Origin of the sequence: Nonlabens tegetincola (genome assembly GCF_002954355.1) — a bacterium.
In the GTDB taxonomy this organism is placed as follows: Bacteria; Bacteroidota; Bacteroidia; order Flavobacteriales; family Flavobacteriaceae; genus Nonlabens; species Nonlabens tegetincola.
Map to the genome: position 1 here is coordinate 305,629 of NZ_MQVV01000016.1, position 15,334 is coordinate 320,962.

The 15,334-nt window shown below is 35.1% G+C and carries 13 protein-coding genes; 7 read left to right on the forward strand and 6 right to left on the reverse strand.

The genetic code is table 11. From position 1 onward, the window contains the following. The first annotated feature begins 236 nt into the window (after window positions 1–236). Both BST93_RS10865 and BST93_RS10870 read left to right on the forward strand, forming a co-directional pair. The gene (locus BST93_RS10865) at window positions 237–2,786 is read left to right on the forward strand and encodes an ATP-dependent Clp protease ATP-binding subunit (RefSeq protein WP_105019184.1); all 2,550 of its coding nucleotides are present in this window, start codon (window positions 237–239) and stop codon (window positions 2,784–2,786) included. A 197-nt stretch (window positions 2,787–2,983) separates the two neighbouring features. Further along, the gene (locus tag BST93_RS10870; protein ID WP_042279359.1) at window positions 2,984–3,391 is read left to right on the forward strand and encodes a hypothetical protein; all 408 of its coding nucleotides are present in this window, start codon (window positions 2,984–2,986) and stop codon (window positions 3,389–3,391) included. Here BST93_RS10870 and hutH read toward each other — a convergent pair. Together hutH and BST93_RS10880 are read right to left on the reverse strand one after the other, a co-directional pair. Continuing rightward, window positions 3,388–4,878 (reverse strand): histidine ammonia-lyase, encoded by a 1,491-nt coding sequence (hutH, locus tag BST93_RS10875; protein WP_105019185.1) that lies wholly within the window; start codon window positions 4,876–4,878, stop codon window positions 3,388–3,390. The genes BST93_RS10870 and hutH overlap by 4 nt on opposite strands. Window positions 4,879–4,921: 43 nt before the next feature. Further along, window positions 4,922–6,457: an NAD(P)H-hydrate dehydratase gene (locus BST93_RS10880; protein WP_105019186.1), complete on the reverse strand. Its 1,536-nt coding sequence runs from the start codon at window positions 6,455–6,457 to the stop codon at window positions 4,922–4,924. A gap of 127 nt (window positions 6,458–6,584) precedes the next feature. Here BST93_RS10880 and gcvT point away from each other — a divergent pair, with 127 nt between their 5' ends. Then, on the forward strand, window positions 6,585–7,667 hold the full coding sequence (gene gcvT / locus BST93_RS10885; RefSeq protein ID WP_105019187.1) for a glycine cleavage system aminomethyltransferase GcvT: 1,083 nt from the start codon (window positions 6,585–6,587) through the stop codon (window positions 7,665–7,667). Window positions 7,668–7,687: 20 nt separating this feature from the next. Further along, entirely contained in the window at window positions 7,688–8,491 is an 804-nt protein-coding gene (locus BST93_RS10890) for a sugar nucleotide-binding protein (RefSeq protein ID WP_308736873.1), read from the forward strand. Window positions 8,492–8,500: 9 nt separating this feature from the next. Here the strand turns inward: BST93_RS10890 and BST93_RS10895 are convergent, their stop codons facing one another. Together BST93_RS10895 and BST93_RS10900 are read right to left on the reverse strand one after the other, a co-directional pair. After that, on the reverse strand, window positions 8,501–9,334 hold the full coding sequence (locus tag BST93_RS10895) for a 1,4-dihydroxy-2-naphthoyl-CoA synthase (protein ID WP_105019189.1): 834 nt from the start codon (window positions 9,332–9,334) through the stop codon (window positions 8,501–8,503). Window positions 9,335–9,365: 31 nt separating this feature from the next. Beyond that, window positions 9,366–9,626, reverse strand: coding sequence for a hypothetical protein (locus BST93_RS10900; protein ID WP_042279369.1), 261 nt, complete (start codon window positions 9,624–9,626; stop codon window positions 9,366–9,368). Window positions 9,627–9,991: 365 nt separating this feature from the next. Between BST93_RS10900 and BST93_RS10905 the strand changes: the two genes are divergently transcribed. The 3 genes from BST93_RS10905 (at window position 9,992) to BST93_RS10915 (ending at window position 12,958) form a co-directional block, all read left to right on the forward strand. Then, window positions 9,992–10,396 carry a DUF2452 domain-containing protein gene (locus BST93_RS10905; RefSeq protein ID WP_105019190.1) on the forward strand — a complete coding sequence of 135 codons (405 nt, stop codon included), beginning with the start codon at window positions 9,992–9,994 and terminating at the stop codon, window positions 10,394–10,396. Window positions 10,397–11,298: 902 nt separating this feature from the next. Further along, window positions 11,299–12,492 carry a PQQ-dependent sugar dehydrogenase gene (locus tag BST93_RS10910; RefSeq protein ID WP_105019191.1) on the forward strand — a complete coding sequence of 398 codons (1,194 nt, stop codon included), beginning with the start codon at window positions 11,299–11,301 and terminating at the stop codon, window positions 12,490–12,492. A 22-nt stretch (window positions 12,493–12,514) separates the two neighbouring features. Then, the gene (locus BST93_RS10915) at window positions 12,515–12,958 is read left to right on the forward strand and encodes a c-type cytochrome (protein ID WP_105019192.1); all 444 of its coding nucleotides are present in this window, start codon (window positions 12,515–12,517) and stop codon (window positions 12,956–12,958) included. 56 nt (window positions 12,959–13,014) lie between these two features. Here BST93_RS10915 and BST93_RS10920 read toward each other — a convergent pair whose 3' ends face one another. Together BST93_RS10920 and menD are read right to left on the reverse strand one after the other, a co-directional pair. Next, the gene (locus BST93_RS10920) at window positions 13,015–13,350 is read right to left on the reverse strand and encodes a DUF2853 family protein (RefSeq protein ID WP_042279379.1); all 336 of its coding nucleotides are present in this window, start codon (window positions 13,348–13,350) and stop codon (window positions 13,015–13,017) included. Between the two features lie 51 nt (window positions 13,351–13,401). Continuing rightward, complete coding sequence (menD, locus tag BST93_RS10925) at window positions 13,402–15,075, reverse strand: 2-succinyl-5-enolpyruvyl-6-hydroxy-3-cyclohexene-1-carboxylic-acid synthase (protein WP_105019193.1); 1,674 nt, start codon at window positions 15,073–15,075, stop codon at window positions 13,402–13,404. Window positions 15,076–15,334: the final 259 nt, after the last annotated feature.

Sequence of the window (15,334 nt, forward strand, 5' to 3'; positions counted from 1 at the left end):
TTTTTTATTAACACATTTTAAGAAATCCTGTTTATAAGTTTTAACTTAGATTAACGATGCCTAAAATCATGTTTTAAAGTTAGACTACTTGCGTTTAAACAGTTTCAAATCAGGTGTTTTATTACGCTTTCGCGAAAGCGAACCCAACCACTAAACTTTATATTAACCGTAATTTATAAAACGGTACGGCTTTTGAACAATTTAATTCATTAAATTTAGCCAAAGAAGCAAGTTATATGGATGATAATTTTTCACCGAGAGTCAAAGACGTGATAGCCTATAGCAAAGAAGAGGCGTTAAGGTTAGGTCACGATTTTATAGGCACTGAACATCTTATGTTAGGTCTTTTGAGAGATGGAGATGGAAAGGCCATTCAAATTTTAGGAAATTTAAGTGTCGATTTAGATTTACTACGTAGAAAAGTAGAAATATTGAGTCCGGCAAATCCTAGTTCGGAATTGAATGCAAATGAAAAAAAGAATTTGCACCTCACTAGACAGGCAGAAAGAGCACTTAAAACAACCTTTTTAGAAGCAAAGCTGTTTCAAAGTTCCTCTATTAATACTGCACACTTACTATTGTGCATTTTACGCAATGAAAACGATCCTACGACTAAATTGCTCAACAAAATGCAAGTAGATTACGATGGTGTAAAAGAGGAGTTTAAAACCTTATTGTCTGAAGATGATAATTACACTGATGAACCACTCGCACAAAGTTTTAGCGATGATGATTCTAACGAAGCAGGTAAGGATGATGGAGAAAACTTATTCTCAGGAAATGCCGATAAAAAAGGGAGCAAGAAAAGTAAGACACCTGTTTTAGATAATTTTGGACGTGATTTAACCAAACTAGCAGAAGACGATAAACTTGATCCTGTTGTAGGTCGTACGGAAGAAATACAACGTGTATCTCAAATTTTGAGTAGACGTAAAAAGAACAATCCTTTATTAATAGGTGAACCTGGAGTTGGTAAAAGTGCAATAGCCGAAGGTCTAGCCCTAAGAATCGTTCAACGTAAAGTTTCACGTATTTTATATGATAAAAGAGTGATAACTCTTGATCTTGCTAGTCTAGTTGCTGGTACGAAGTACAGAGGTCAATTTGAAGAACGTATGAAAGCGGTGATGAATGAGCTTGAAAAAAATGATGATATTATATTATTCATTGATGAAATTCACACCATCGTCGGTGCTGGTGGTGCTGCTGGGTCATTAGATGCTTCAAACATGTTTAAACCAGCGCTAGCACGTGGTGAGATACAATGTATAGGTGCAACAACTCTTGATGAATATCGTAATAGTATTGAAAAGGATGGCGCTCTTGAACGACGTTTTCAAAAAGTAATGGTAGAACCAACTAGCGTTGAGGAAACTATAGCTATTCTTAACAATATTAAAGAGAAATATGAAGATCATCATAATGTAGAGTATACGCCTGAGGCTATTGAAGCGTGTGTAACGTTGACCAATAGATATATGACCGATAGGTTTCTTCCAGACAAGGCTATAGACGCTTTAGATGAAGCAGGCTCAAGAATTCATATTACAAATATCGAAGTTCCAGACCAAATTGTCGAAATAGAACAAAAGCTGGAAGAAGTACGCGAGGAGAAGACTAATGTTGTTAAAAAACAAAAGTATGAGCAAGCTGCCCGATTAAGAGACGATGAGAAAAAGCTAGAACAACAGCTTAAAGACGCTCAAGATGCTTGGGAAGAAGCTTCTAAAAATCATAAGGATACAGTTACCGAAGAAAACGTGGCTGAAGTTGTAAGCATGATGACAGGTATTCCGGTTAACAGAATAGCTACCCAAGAAATGAAGAAATTGAGCAATCTAAATGAGACTATAGGTAGTTCAGTAATTGGGCAAGAAAAGGCTGTAAAACAGGTAGTAAAAGCTATTCAACGTAATCGAGCTGGTTTAAAAGATCCTAATAAACCAATTGGATCTTTTATATTCCTAGGGCAAACTGGTGTAGGTAAAACACAACTTGCTAAAGTTTTGTCCAAAGAGCTATTTGATTCTGAAAACTCATTAATCAGAATTGATATGAGTGAATACATGGAGAAATTTGCTATAAGCAGGCTTATAGGTGCGCCTCCAGGATATGTAGGTTATGAAGAAGGTGGACAGCTCACTGAAAAAGTACGTAGAAAACCATATAGCGTGGTTCTATTGGATGAAATTGAGAAAGCTCACCCAGATGTTTTTAATATGTTATTGCAAGTTCTTGACGATGGTTACATTACCGATAGTTTAGGACGCAAAATCGATTTTAGAAACACCATCATAATTATGACAAGTAATGTAGGTGCTAGACAACTTAAAGATTTTGGATCAGGTGTAGGATTTGGTACAGCAGCCCGTAAGAGTGCTGCAGATGAGAATGCGCGTAGTGTTATTCAAGCTGCCCTTAAAAAGACATTTGCTCCTGAATTCTTAAACAGAATTGACGATGTAATTGTGTTTAACGCTTTAGAAAGAGAGGATATTCATAAAATTATTGATATCGAGCTAGAAAAATTACTAGCACGTATCAAAGATTTAGGATACGAATTAAAACTAAGCGAGAAAGCAAAGGATTATATTGCCGATAAAGGTTTTGACAAACAGTACGGTGCTAGGCCTTTGAAAAGAGCTATTCAAAAACATATTGAAGATACTCTTGCAGAGGAAATTGTTAATAATCAACTTCAAGAAGGAGATTCAATATCTATGGACTTGGATGAAAAAACCAATGAACTTGTCATTAATATTGAAAAAGCAAGTACGACGGAATAAGTTATTTTTAATATATGCTATAAAAGGCTACTCTTTTTTAGAGTGGCCTTTTTTTATTTATTGCACAATTGTTAAAAACAAATAACTTCAAATCCTAAAAACATGTTTTTAATCGAATAGTAAGCTAAATGATTTTCCAAAATTAATAATGATTAGGTATCAAAATACTTTTACTCCATCAATTAAAAATAGGGAATATGAAAACAGTAGATTTAGATTTTGGCCGCTTTGAGTTTTACCCAGATCTTGTAATTGGAACAATCAACGAAGGAGTTCACTTTGATAAAAAATTGAACGAGACTTTAAGAAATAATATCGTTTATCATTATGGGGTTCATCATCCTATAGGTTATATAAGTGTAAGAGAGAACAACTATTCTGTAGACCCAATGATACATTTAGAAAATAAAAAGTTTGACAATCTATGCAGTGTGGCAATAGTTGAAAATAGAATTTATGGAATGAGTAGCATCGCTCTAGAAGCAAAGTTTTTTAAGCCAGGAAAGCTTAAATCATTCATTACCCCAGAGGATGCACTTATATGGACCAATAAACAAATTGAAAACTCTATAAGAAATAAAGAGCTCAAATATCAATTGGTTTAAAAATCAATTTTAGTTTCTTCTAGAAATATTCTAGCAGCTTTTATATCGCTATACATGATACGATCCTCATCGAGTTGAGACACATTATCACGTAAAGAATTAACTATCCTCTTCAGAAATGGAGAGGTTTGTTTTTTTCTAAAAGAAAGAGATTCTGCTCCAGCGATAAGTTCAATTCCCAAAACAGTTTGACAATTATCTAAAAGTTCATATAATTTAACTGCTGCATTTGCTCCCATGCTCACATGATCCTCCTGCCCATTTGAGGATACTATACTATCAGTAGAACTAGGATTAGCTAGAGATTTATTTTTACTTACAATACTGGCTGCAGTATACTGCATAATCATCATCCCACTATTCAAGCCTGGGTTGTGCACCAGAAAAGAAGAGAGTCCTCTTTTACCACTCATTAACTGAAAGATACGTCGCTCACTTATGTTTGCGATTTCACTAAGAGCGATTGCCATATAATCCAAAGCTAAGGCAAGTGGTTGACCATGGAAATTACCAGCAGAAATCACTTCATCTGAATCTGGAAAAACATTAGGATTATCAGTAACTGAATTGAGTTCTGTAACAATGGTTTTAGTAACAAAGTTTAAAGTATCCTTGCTAGCACCATGTACCTGTGGTACGCATCTAAAACTATATGGATCTTGTACATTATCCTTAGCATCCTGTGCTATCTCACTTCCATCTAGTAAGTCTAGTAATAATTGAGCGCTTTCTAATTGTCCAGCATGTGGCCTAATTAGATGACTTTGCGGTAAAAATGGAGATAAAGAACAATTAAATCCATCGATTGATAATGAAGCGGTGATATGAGACCAGTTCCATAGCTGTTCTGCTTTCAATAATCCATAAATAGCATAAGCAAGCATGAATTGAGTACCGTTTATAAGGGCCAAACCTTCTTTAGATTTCAAGTTCAAAGGCTTCACACCATAATCGTTTTTCAAGGCGCTAGCATCTCTCACTTCATTGTCGATATATATTTCCCCTAAACCTAGCAACGGTAAAGCCATGTGCGCGAGTGGCGCTAGATCACCACTAGCTCCTAATGAACCTTGTTCATAAATAACGGGTAATAAATCATTATTAAAGAAAAAAATCAACCTTTCAACAACTTCTATACTTACTCCACTATGACCATACGATAGACTTTGTATTTTACAAAAAAGCATGATCCTTATAATCTCCTTAGGAACAGGTTTGCCGGCACCACAAGCATGTGATATGATTAAGTTTTTCTGTAACTTCTCTATATCTTGTAGTTCAATGCGAGTGTCACATAAGGAACCAAACCCAGTATTGATACCGTATGCAGTAGGCGCCTCTATGGCGCCATATTTTTCATCGAGGTACTTGCGACCTTTTAAAATTCGTTGCTTGGCATCTTCCGATAGTTCTAATTCAGTTACCTGAAAAGCAATCTCGGATAGTTTGTTTTTATTAATATGAGCAGATGATATTGTATGCTTCATAAGTCTTGGTAGATGTTAAGTTTTGTAGTTTTGATTAAATAATTTATTGCTGCTGTGGTGGTTGTTGCTGTGGTTGTCTAAATAAATTAAGAATGGCTGGTCCTATAAAATTGCTAATAATGCTAGCTTTAAGACCTTCATGTGCATAGGTTTGAACAGCTAGATCACCACTAGCTCCATGCAGATAAACACCAAACAATGTGGCAGTAATTGGATCATACTTTTGTGCAAGAAATGCCGCTATTACACCGCTTAATACATCACCACTTCCTGCTGTTGCCATACCTGGATTGCCAGAATCATTAACAAACATACCTTGTGGTGTAACGGTAAAAGTGAATGCTCCTTTAAGGACTAAAATGACTTTATGTTCCATAGAGAATTTTTGAGCCTTTGATAATTTATCATAGCTCCCTTTCCACTCTCCTATTAAACCTTTAAGTTCTCCATCATGCGGCGTGAGAATAGAGCTTTCTGGAATTTTCTTTAAAAGGTCTAGATCTCTTGACAGTAAATTGATTCCATCGGCATCAATAACCACCGGTGATGCTTGTTTAGATATCGCTTTCGCGAAAGCGGTGAAAGTATCATCTTTTAATCCCAGACCAGGACCTACACATAAAACATAATTCTGTAATTCGTGATCAAAATTAGTTATGTGAGATTCACCAGAACTTAAAATGCTCATTACCTCTGGAACCGAGCATTGTAATATAGTATTACCGTCTTCTGGAATAAGAGCCGTAACTTTTCCAGCACCTGCATTTATTGCTGCCCCAGAAGCAAGAACTGCCGCTCCCATTTTGCCTTCGCTACCAGCCATAACAAGCACATGACCGTAATCTCCTTTATGAGAAAAAGGGTTGCGATTTTTATACATGCGCTGGGCTAGATCCTTGTCTACAAGGTTTGCAAGTGGCTGTACCTGCATCATATATTCCGGATCTAGTCCAATATTAATCACTTCATAAGTACCTACTAAATTTCCTGTTTCGGGAAGGAAAAAAGATAGTTTAGGAGTTTGAAAGGTAAAAGTATGATTGGCACGAATAACAGGCGCATCATTTTGCGCTTGATCTGCAAATAAGCCGCTAGGCATATCAACAGCTACTTTAAAGGCTCTTGAATTATTAATGTGCTCAACAAATTCTGCCATCCAACCATCAATGGGCCTATTTATTCCTGTACCAAAAATCGCATCTATCACGATGTCTTGTTGACCAATTTCTGGAAAGTCATCTTTACAACTTAATAGAATAGGCCAATCTTTTGTAACCTCCTTAATTCTATCATAGTTTACAAGGAAATCCTTACTGCGCTTTTTACTGCAGTTGGTAACATAAGTGGTTACATGATATCCATGCTGGATGAGATGTCTTGCGATTGCTAGACCATCACCACCATTATTACCTATTCCGCAAAATACTTTAATAGGAACAGGAGCTCCATTAAGTCGTTGATGTAAACGTTCAAAGACAAGAGTGGCAACACGCTCCATTAAATCAATACTTGAAATTTGCTGTTTTTGTATCGTAGAAGCATCTGCCTGAGCTAGTTGCTCGCCGCTTAATATTTTCAAAACCTTATAATTTAGAATTGCAAAATAAGCTTTTTGTAACAGCTTTTAAATAGGGTTAATATTCTTTAAAAAGTACCATTGATTACAGTGTTGACTTCTTACATTTGTTCTACAGAATAATGGATTTATGAAAAATACCGCACTTACCAATACACATATAGAATTAGGAGCCAAAATGGTACCATTTGCAGGTTATAATATGCCTGTACAATATGAAGGTGTTAATATAGAACATCAAACTGTGAGAGATCACGTAGGAGTTTTTGACGTATCCCATATGGGAGAATTTCTTATTGAAGGTCCAAATGCACTAGAATTGGTGCAAAAAGTGTCATCAAACGATGCTTCTAAATTAACTGTTGGTCGTGCACAATATGCTTATTTACCTAATGAGACGGGTGGTATAGTAGATGATATGATTGTATACCGAATTAAAGACGAAACATATATGCTCGTCGTTAATGCCTCAAACATTCAAAAAGATTGGGATCATATTTCTAAATACAACACCATGGGAGCAACCATGCGTGATTTAAGTGAAGACTATTCTTTACTAGCCATACAAGGTCCCAAAGCTGTTGAAGCAATGCAAGCCTTATCCAGCGTTGATTTGAGCGCTATCAAATTTTATCATTTTGAAATAGGAGATTTTGCAGGAATCGATCATGTGATCATAAGCGCAACGGGTTACACAGGATCTGGTGGATTTGAGATCTACTGCAAGAATAAGGAAGTAAAACAAATATGGAACAAAGTACTAGAAGCTGGTGCTAGTTTTAATATTAAACCTATTGGTCTAGCAGCTCGAGATACTCTAAGGTTAGAAATGGGCTATTGTTTATACGGCAATGATATCAGTGAAATGACATCTCCTTATGAAGCAGGACTAGGTTGGGTTACTAAATATACCAAAGAGTTTGTAAACCACGAACAGCTATTGGAGCATAAAGAAAAAGGAGTAGATCGCAAATTGGTAGGCTTTGAAATGGATGAAAGGGCAATACCACGTGGTGGTTATGAAATTAAAGATAGTAACCAACAAGATTTGGGAATGGTTACTAGCGGTACCATGTCACCAACATTAGGCAAAGGAATAGGAATGGGTTACGTACCGCCAGTTTTTGCAACACCTGGTAGCAAAATACACATCCAGGTTCGTAAAAAGTTAATACCTGCAACAGTAGTTAATTTACCGTTCTACAAAAAATAAGAATTATTTCAAGAATACTGATTTTAGGAGGTAGTGGTTTTATAGGAAATGCTCTCTATAAAGAACTTGCTCCATTTTATAATGTACACGCAACATATAAAACTGAAAATGCTGGTTATGAATCTAACCAGCATTTTCATTGGTTTGATATGGAGCAAGAAGAGGTAGACACCCTATTACACTCACTACATCCAGAATTTATTATAAGCTGTGTAAGAGGAAATGTAAACAGTCAATTGTACCTTCATAAACAATTGATGAATTATGTTAACAAAAGTAATTGTCGTCTCATTTTTTTATCAAGTGCCAATGTTTTTGACAGATTCACAAATTTTCCCAGTTACGAATACGACAAAACTTTTTCGGAAAGTATTTACGGGAGATTCAAAATAAAAATAGAGAACGCACTTTTAAGATTACCTCCACAAAAGTATGTGATTTGCCGTATTCCTATGATTTACGGTTACAACAGTCCTAGACTTAAGGCTATTAAAGAACAGTTATTGAAAAAAGAGGCCATTGAAGTATTTTCAAACGTTGTAATCAATGCTACCTATATTCAAAAGCTTACTCAACAAATTCATTACATCATAAATCGCAGAAGGCGAGGTATTTTTCATTTAGGAAGTAATGATCTTATACATCACAGTGAATTGGTTAAAGACATTGCGATAACAATAGGCTTTGAAAACCCTTTGCTTAAACACGTATTTGACTCAAATGAAGACAGGCAATTAAGTGTCCTACCAAAGGACAATTTATTACCTAAACATCTTCAATTTACGATTGATGACGTAGTAAAAAGTTGTGAAAAGCCTGCTTAAGGTTTTTGATTAAGGGATGTACTTGTTATCACCCCATTGAGGTGCTCGTTTTTCTAGAAATGCGTCGCGTCCTTCTCGAGCTTCATCAGTCATATAAATTAATCGGGTCATCTCGCCTGCAAAAACTTGCTGTCCTACCATTCCATCATCGGTAGCATTCATGGCAAATTTTGCCATTTTTATCGCTGTAGGCGATTTCTTGAGAATTTCTTGTGCCCAGTCGTATGCAGTCTGTTCCAGTTCATCATGTGGTACGACAGCATTAACCATACCCATATCCATTGCCTCTTGAGCACTGTAATTTTTTCCTAAAAAGAATATTTCTCTAGCCTTTTTCTGACCTACCATTTTTGCTAGATAAGCACTACCATAACCAGCGTCTACACTTGCTACATCGGTATCTGTTTGTTTAAAAATAGCATGCTCTTTACTGGCCAGTGTCATATCACAAACTACATGTAAACTATGACCACCGCCTACAGCCCAACCAGGTACCGCACAAATTACCACCTTTGGCATAAAACGTATCATACGTTGAACCTCAAGAATATTCAATCGACCTGTTCCTTCATCATCTTTATAACCATCTACTCCACGTGCTCGTTGATCACCACCACTACAAAACGCCCAACCACCGTCTTTAGGTGATGGTCCTTCACCAGTTAATATAACTACGCCTATCGAAAGATCTTCTTGAGCGTCATAAAATGCTTTTATAAGTTCACTTACGGTTTTAGGTCTAAAAGCGTTACGCACCTCTGGTCTATTAAACGCTATACGAGCTACACCATTGGACTTTTTGTAAGTAATATCTTCAAATTCGATTGCAGTTTTCCAGTTCATAATTGTAGTATTAAGGACTGCAAAGATAAAACTAGTCTTTATACCAAACTCGTATAATTTGCATTGAAATTGTGATACCACTATGAAGGTTCAAGTGATAACTTGCTTTAGAATTCAACTCTTTACCTCTAGGAAATTGTTGTACTATAGTTTCTACATTAATTATTTCAAATGAATAATTTTTGCGCAACCACTCTTCCACTCTAGGCATTACATCGTCCAAGGTTTCATAGGTAGTACCTTTCCAAAATGTTTTAGATACAGCTTTTGGAGCAAAATCAATGAATTTCATAAATCGTTTTGTTATAGGTATTATGGGCGACTAGAAAGTTACATCTTGAATAATCAATTCCTCATTATAAATATTAATATATGTGAGTGGTTCGCTTTCGCGAAAGCGGTTATAAAAATTTCCTCATATTATTTATTTACACAGCTAGCTTGAAACGACCATGCTCTCAATTCAGAAAATAAAAGGATACCTTTAAAAAATGAGAGATCACGGCACCAATGAAAATTAGTATATTTAGACATAAATAAATTTGTAGGGGAATTTATTTTGTTTTCAATCGAGATAGCTGCAACTATCTCGATTTTCGTTTAAGAAATTCTTGTTAATCTTACACAAAATATATTGATTGCTTGTAAATTTGTATCATGAGCAAGGAGAAAAAACCGGATAGCGTAGTTTATGATGAAAAAACGGGAAAGTACAATGCTGCATTACTTCCCTATGCAAGTGGTGTAGGAGCTCCTAAAATAACTACACCCGACATCACTTCATGGAAACAATCTAATATTAATAAGGTTAACCACGAATTCAAGTCGCAATTTGATCAATTAAAGGCGCAGTATGAAGCCATGGTTTCAAAATTTGAAGCAAACCAACTTGTATACGGCGCACGATTTTCTTTTGAACCAATAGTCGGAGAAACCTACCACCTATATCGTGACAAAAAACAAAATACTTTTCTTTCGGTTATAGCACCACACGAATGTAACTGGGATTTTGTAGGCTCCTTTAGACTTTCTTCAGAAAAAATCTGGGAACTGGTGTCATAATCACTGAACATCACTTCATTTCATCGATAATTTCAGTATTTACATCGTATATTTTGTTAAATTACTACTTTGTATTACACAGTACTGTAACAAATTAATTTATTGGTCGTCATGTAATTGTAACCGCAAAACAAAAGATCATGAGAATTACAGACCGCTTAACTGATTTAACGACAGACTTCCCTCTTCTTTCTAGAAAAAGAAAAGAATCAAACCCAAGTGTTTTCACATTTGAAGAATGGGCACTGTCTTAAAACCCAAACTGATTATAACCTTTTAAAACTAAATACTATGAAAAATCCGAGTTTCTTAAATGCTGGAGCAGCTACCAATAACCGTATAAGTAACACAAAAACTTATTCTGATGAATGGAATCGTAAAAGACGTTATCGATAAAAATCGACAACCAAAAAACCGATAAAGCCTCTTAATTTTTAGTTATTAAGAGGCTTTTTTTATTTAACATGATAATAACATTTATAATAGTAACAAACAGACATTAAATACGTCTACTATTATAAATGAAAGTAATGCTATGAAGTTGACCAAACGTTTATCCAATTTACTCACTCAAAAACCGAAAATAACGGCAGTAAAGAAATCACAGAAATACTCATCTAACGATGCAGGAAAATGGCATCTTGTTTGATAATTAAATGAATAGAAAAATGAAAAATACACAGAACAGTTTTTTAAACGCACAAGCTCAAACTAATAACAGAATCAGCAATTTGCCTACTTATGCTGATAACTGGAACCGTAAAAGGCGGTACACCTTTAAATAAGTAGGAGATTTATTTGAATTAGCCCAAAATCCTCAAGTGAACAACTTGGGGATTTTTTTATTATTTTAACTTTAACCCCATTACAACAAGTTACTTTTATTTTTTAATTCGGCTTTTATGAAATTACTATACTATTTTTCAGTTTGTTCTATACTATTATCTGTTGCCTGTAAAGATTCATCTAAAAAGGAAATCGCACAGTCTGGCGATAATATCAATAAAAATGTGACAGTCGCAGATTCGAATAATCAGGTTCCTGATACCGATGTGCCACTTATTGATGATCAAAAAGATTACATGATCAAACAAGTTTTGGAAAACGATGGTATCATTTGGGGAATGGATTGGTTGCCAAATAATGAGCTATTATACACTACCAAACAAGGTCAAGTTTTTCGCTTTGATGGCAAGAAGAATTATGAAATAAAAAATATCCCAGAGGTGTATATACGCGGTCAAGGCGGTTTGATGGATATAACTGTACATCCTAATTATAAGGAGCAGCCATTTATATATTTAAGTTATGCAAGTACATCAGGTCAGGGATCTGGTGGGAATACAACCATAGCCAGAGCAAAATTAATTAATGATGAACTTATAGATCTTAACGTCTTGTACAAGGCTGTACCTAATACAAAAGCCGGACAACATTTTGGCTCTAGATTTACGTGGGATAAGGAAGGTCATTTATACTTTAGTGTTGGTGATCGCGGTAATCGTGACGGAAACCCACAAGATATAACAAGAGATGGAGGAAAGATTTATAGAATAATGGACGACGGATCGATTCCTAAAGACAATCCATTTGTAAATGAATCAGGTGCCAAAACTGCCATTTACAGTTATGGTCATAGAAATCCACAAGGGCTTACCACTCATCCTATATCTGGTAAAGTTATGGATCATGAACATGGACCACGTGGCGGTGATGAAATTAATACTATTGTTAAAGGAGTTAATTATGGGTGGCCTGTAATTAGTTATGGAATCAATTATGACGGTTCTACTTTTACAAGCTTGACTCAAAAAGAAGGAATGCAACAACCTGATTGGTACTGGAAACCTAGTATTGCACCTAGTGGATTTGCCATAATTAATAATGAAGCTTATGGAGATTGGAATGGAGGTTATCTAGCTGGTTCATTAAAGTTTCAATACCTAGAACTTTTATACAACATAGATGGAAAAGTAACCAAACGAGAAAAAATAGCTGACGGTATTGGTCGCGTAAGAGATGTTTCCATCGGTCCAGATAATTACATATACATTTCAGTGGAATCAAGGGGTATTTATCGTATAACACCTAATTAATGATTAATCTAAATTTTCAGATATGAAAAACATATTAGCTTGTTTATTTACTGCATTTATACTGTGCTCATGTGGAACAGATAAAGAAAAGAAACAAACAATCAAGTTAAAAGAACCGACTAAGAAAGAACTTACAGCGATTGAAAAAAGCGCCCAACGCGGTAAAGAAATTTATAGAGAGTTATGTGTTACCTGTCACCTGACTAATGGTAAAGGAGTTACAGGAGCATTTCCACCGCTCAATCCTAGTGACTGGATCACTGGTAAACGTAAAGAAAGTATTCACGCCGTTAAATATGGTCTAAAGGGAGAAATTGTAGTAAATGGAGTTACTTATAATAATATAATGCAGTACCAAGGTCTAGATGATGAAGAGGTTGCCGATGTACTTAATTATATCATTGACACCTGGAATCCAACTGAAAAGATGGTCACCGTTGAAGAGGTCCAACAAATTAAAAAATAATATAATGAAAAAGCCCATCACAGTGTGATGGGCTTTTATTATATAATAGTATAGTCTTAGTTGTAAATTGACTCCTTACCGTGGTGTACACAAAGCATGTAATAAATAATAGCACGATATTTAGCTCGTTCACTTTTTCCGTACTTTTCAATCACAGCTTCAACAGAATCCATTAAGTTATCACCTGATAAACCTAATTTCTTTTTCAAGTAGTTGTCTACCACACGTTGCATTTCACTACTTTCTGCGCTTACGGTTTCAGCATCTTTATTATAAATAGAAGGACCTAATCCCTTAGTAACCTTTCTAAGTAGTTCCTCGTCCAGTTTTCCACCTACTTTTTCCTTGTAAGCTTTAACGTACTTCTCTACTCTTTCATCAAATTTACTCATAATAATGTTCGTTAGTTAAAAAGTTAAAGGCTAAAGTTAGTTAAATAAATGTTATCGTAAAAATTTAAAATAATTTAATAAAATCTCGTCATTCACTTTACTTGGAGTAACTATTTCTAACAATTGTGGTTTATCATTTTTTGATAGAAATTGTTGGTACGCTTTCGCGAAAGCGGCCTCATCACCTACTTTGTGATACCCTATATGGTACATCTCGCACAACTGTATAGCAGTTAAATCATGTTTGGTTTCAAAATACGTATCAAATTCATGAGTATCCTTATGGCCTGGTAATATTCTAAAAATACCACCACCAGAATTATTGATAACTATGATTTTAAAGTTTTTGGGTATGTAGTTATTCCATAATGCATTTGAATCGTAAAAGAAACTAAGATCACCGGTAATAAAAATGCAGGGTCTGTCGCTTGCCATTGCTGCCCCTATAGCCGTACTCGTGCTTCCATCAATTCCACTTGTTCCACGATTTGCATAAATTTTATGTGAGGTATTCATAGGAAATAATTGAGCATACCTTACCGTACTACTATTTCCTAATTGAAGCAGTATGTTATCAGGAAGATTCTGGAATAACAATTTATAAACCTTAAAGTCACACCAAGGCATAGTTTCAAAATAGGATTTCCTTTTTTCAATTCTATTCTTAAAAGTTTTCAACCAGTATTCCTGATATTGACTATTTACAGTTTTAGTTTGTAAGGATTGAACCCATGTAGAAGGCTTTACTTTTATATGACCAGCAAGTTTAAAAAAAGTATCATAGGCTCTTCTTTTTCCTACGTGATAATGAATTTTGGTTTCAAATTTGCGCAAGTATTGTTTGATTTTTTTACTTACAATCATTCCTCCTATAGTTACCACCATATCGGGTTGTAGGTGAGTAATTTCCTCATCTATATTTTCAATAGGAGCTATTAAGGTATCTATTCCCCATACCACTTTGTCATGTCGGATATTGGATCCTACCTCACTCATGATTAAAACACTAGGATCTGATGTAAGTTTGTTTAAATCGGCTTCAGTAAGAACATCAACATTTAAGGTTGAAAGTATGATTAATTTTGAAGAACTTTTATCCCAATGTTTATAGAATTCATCTGGAATTATAGATGTTTCCTCTTTAAGAATGTCAATAGTTTTAACGTCTTTAATGGTAGACTTCTCTACCCTATTATACAGCGGTTCTTCAAAAGGAATGTTTATATGAACTGGACCAGACCTAGCTATGGTGGTGTTTAAGGCTTTATTAAGTAATCTTTCATTAGTTGCGATTGATTCTACCTGTATTTTATCATGAATCATGGTAAGCTCGCAATCGTATAAAATATGGTTGGAGTAAACGTGTTTTTGCCTTATGGTTTGACCATCTCCTATATCTATTTTATGCGGCGGCCTGTCGGCACTTAAAACGATTAAAGGTATTTCACTATAATAGGCCTCAGTAACTGCCGGATAGTAATTGAGTAAAGCACTACCACTTGTACATAAAAGAGCCACAGGTTCTCTTAATTGTTGTGCCATTCCTAGAGCTACATGTCCTGCACAACGTTCATCTACAATACTATAACAGGTAAAAAAACTATCCTCAGTAAAACCGATGGTAAGAGGTGCATTACGTGATCCTGGAGAAATCACAATATGCTTAATTTGTCGTTTCTTAAAAAGCAAAACTACCTGCTGGGCATGAATTATTTCTGGCAACATATACCACAAAGGTAATAGCAGGCAATTACATTTCCTTGATATTAACGCTTAATTAAAGCTTAAGCTCGATACTCTTTTGGTCTATCTTAAAACGTCTTTAATCGAAATAAACGGCAAATCAGAAAAATAATCCAGTATTTGGGAAATTAAAAATTGCTAGGTCCATAAAATTTATCGATATTTAAAGTGTAAATCAGCCCAATTATGATCCTTATAAAATACTTGATTTTTTACAGTTTTGTACTTTTCTATCAAACGG

Excerpts from the sequence above, each read along its gene's own strand:
- BST93_RS10915 (WP_105019192.1), top strand. The coding sequence starts at position 12,515 with ATGAAAAACATATTAGCTTGTTTATTTACTGCATTTATACTGTGCTCA.
- gcvT (WP_105019187.1), top strand. The coding sequence starts at position 6,585 with ATGAAAAATACCGCACTTACCAATACACATATAGAATTAGGAGCCAAA.
- BST93_RS10920 (WP_042279379.1), bottom strand. The coding sequence starts at position 13,350 with ATGAGTAAATTTGATGAAAGAGTAGAGAAGTACGTTAAAGCTTACAAG.
- BST93_RS10900 (WP_042279369.1), bottom strand. The coding sequence starts at position 9,626 with ATGAAATTCATTGATTTTGCTCCAAAAGCTGTATCTAAAACATTTTGG.
- BST93_RS10865 (WP_105019184.1), top strand. The coding sequence starts at position 237 with ATGGATGATAATTTTTCACCGAGAGTCAAAGACGTGATAGCCTATAGC.
- hutH (WP_105019185.1), bottom strand. The coding sequence starts at position 4,878 with ATGAAGCATACAATATCATCTGCTCATATTAATAAAAACAAACTATCC.
- BST93_RS10870 (WP_042279359.1), top strand. The coding sequence starts at position 2,984 with ATGAAAACAGTAGATTTAGATTTTGGCCGCTTTGAGTTTTACCCAGAT.
- menD (WP_105019193.1), bottom strand. The coding sequence starts at position 15,075 with ATGTTGCCAGAAATAATTCATGCCCAGCAGGTAGTTTTGCTTTTTAAG.
- BST93_RS10905 (WP_105019190.1), top strand. The coding sequence starts at position 9,992 with ATGAGCAAGGAGAAAAAACCGGATAGCGTAGTTTATGATGAAAAAACG.
- BST93_RS10910 (WP_105019191.1), top strand. The coding sequence starts at position 11,299 with ATGAAATTACTATACTATTTTTCAGTTTGTTCTATACTATTATCTGTT.
- BST93_RS10895 (WP_105019189.1), bottom strand. The coding sequence starts at position 9,334 with ATGAACTGGAAAACTGCAATCGAATTTGAAGATATTACTTACAAAAAG.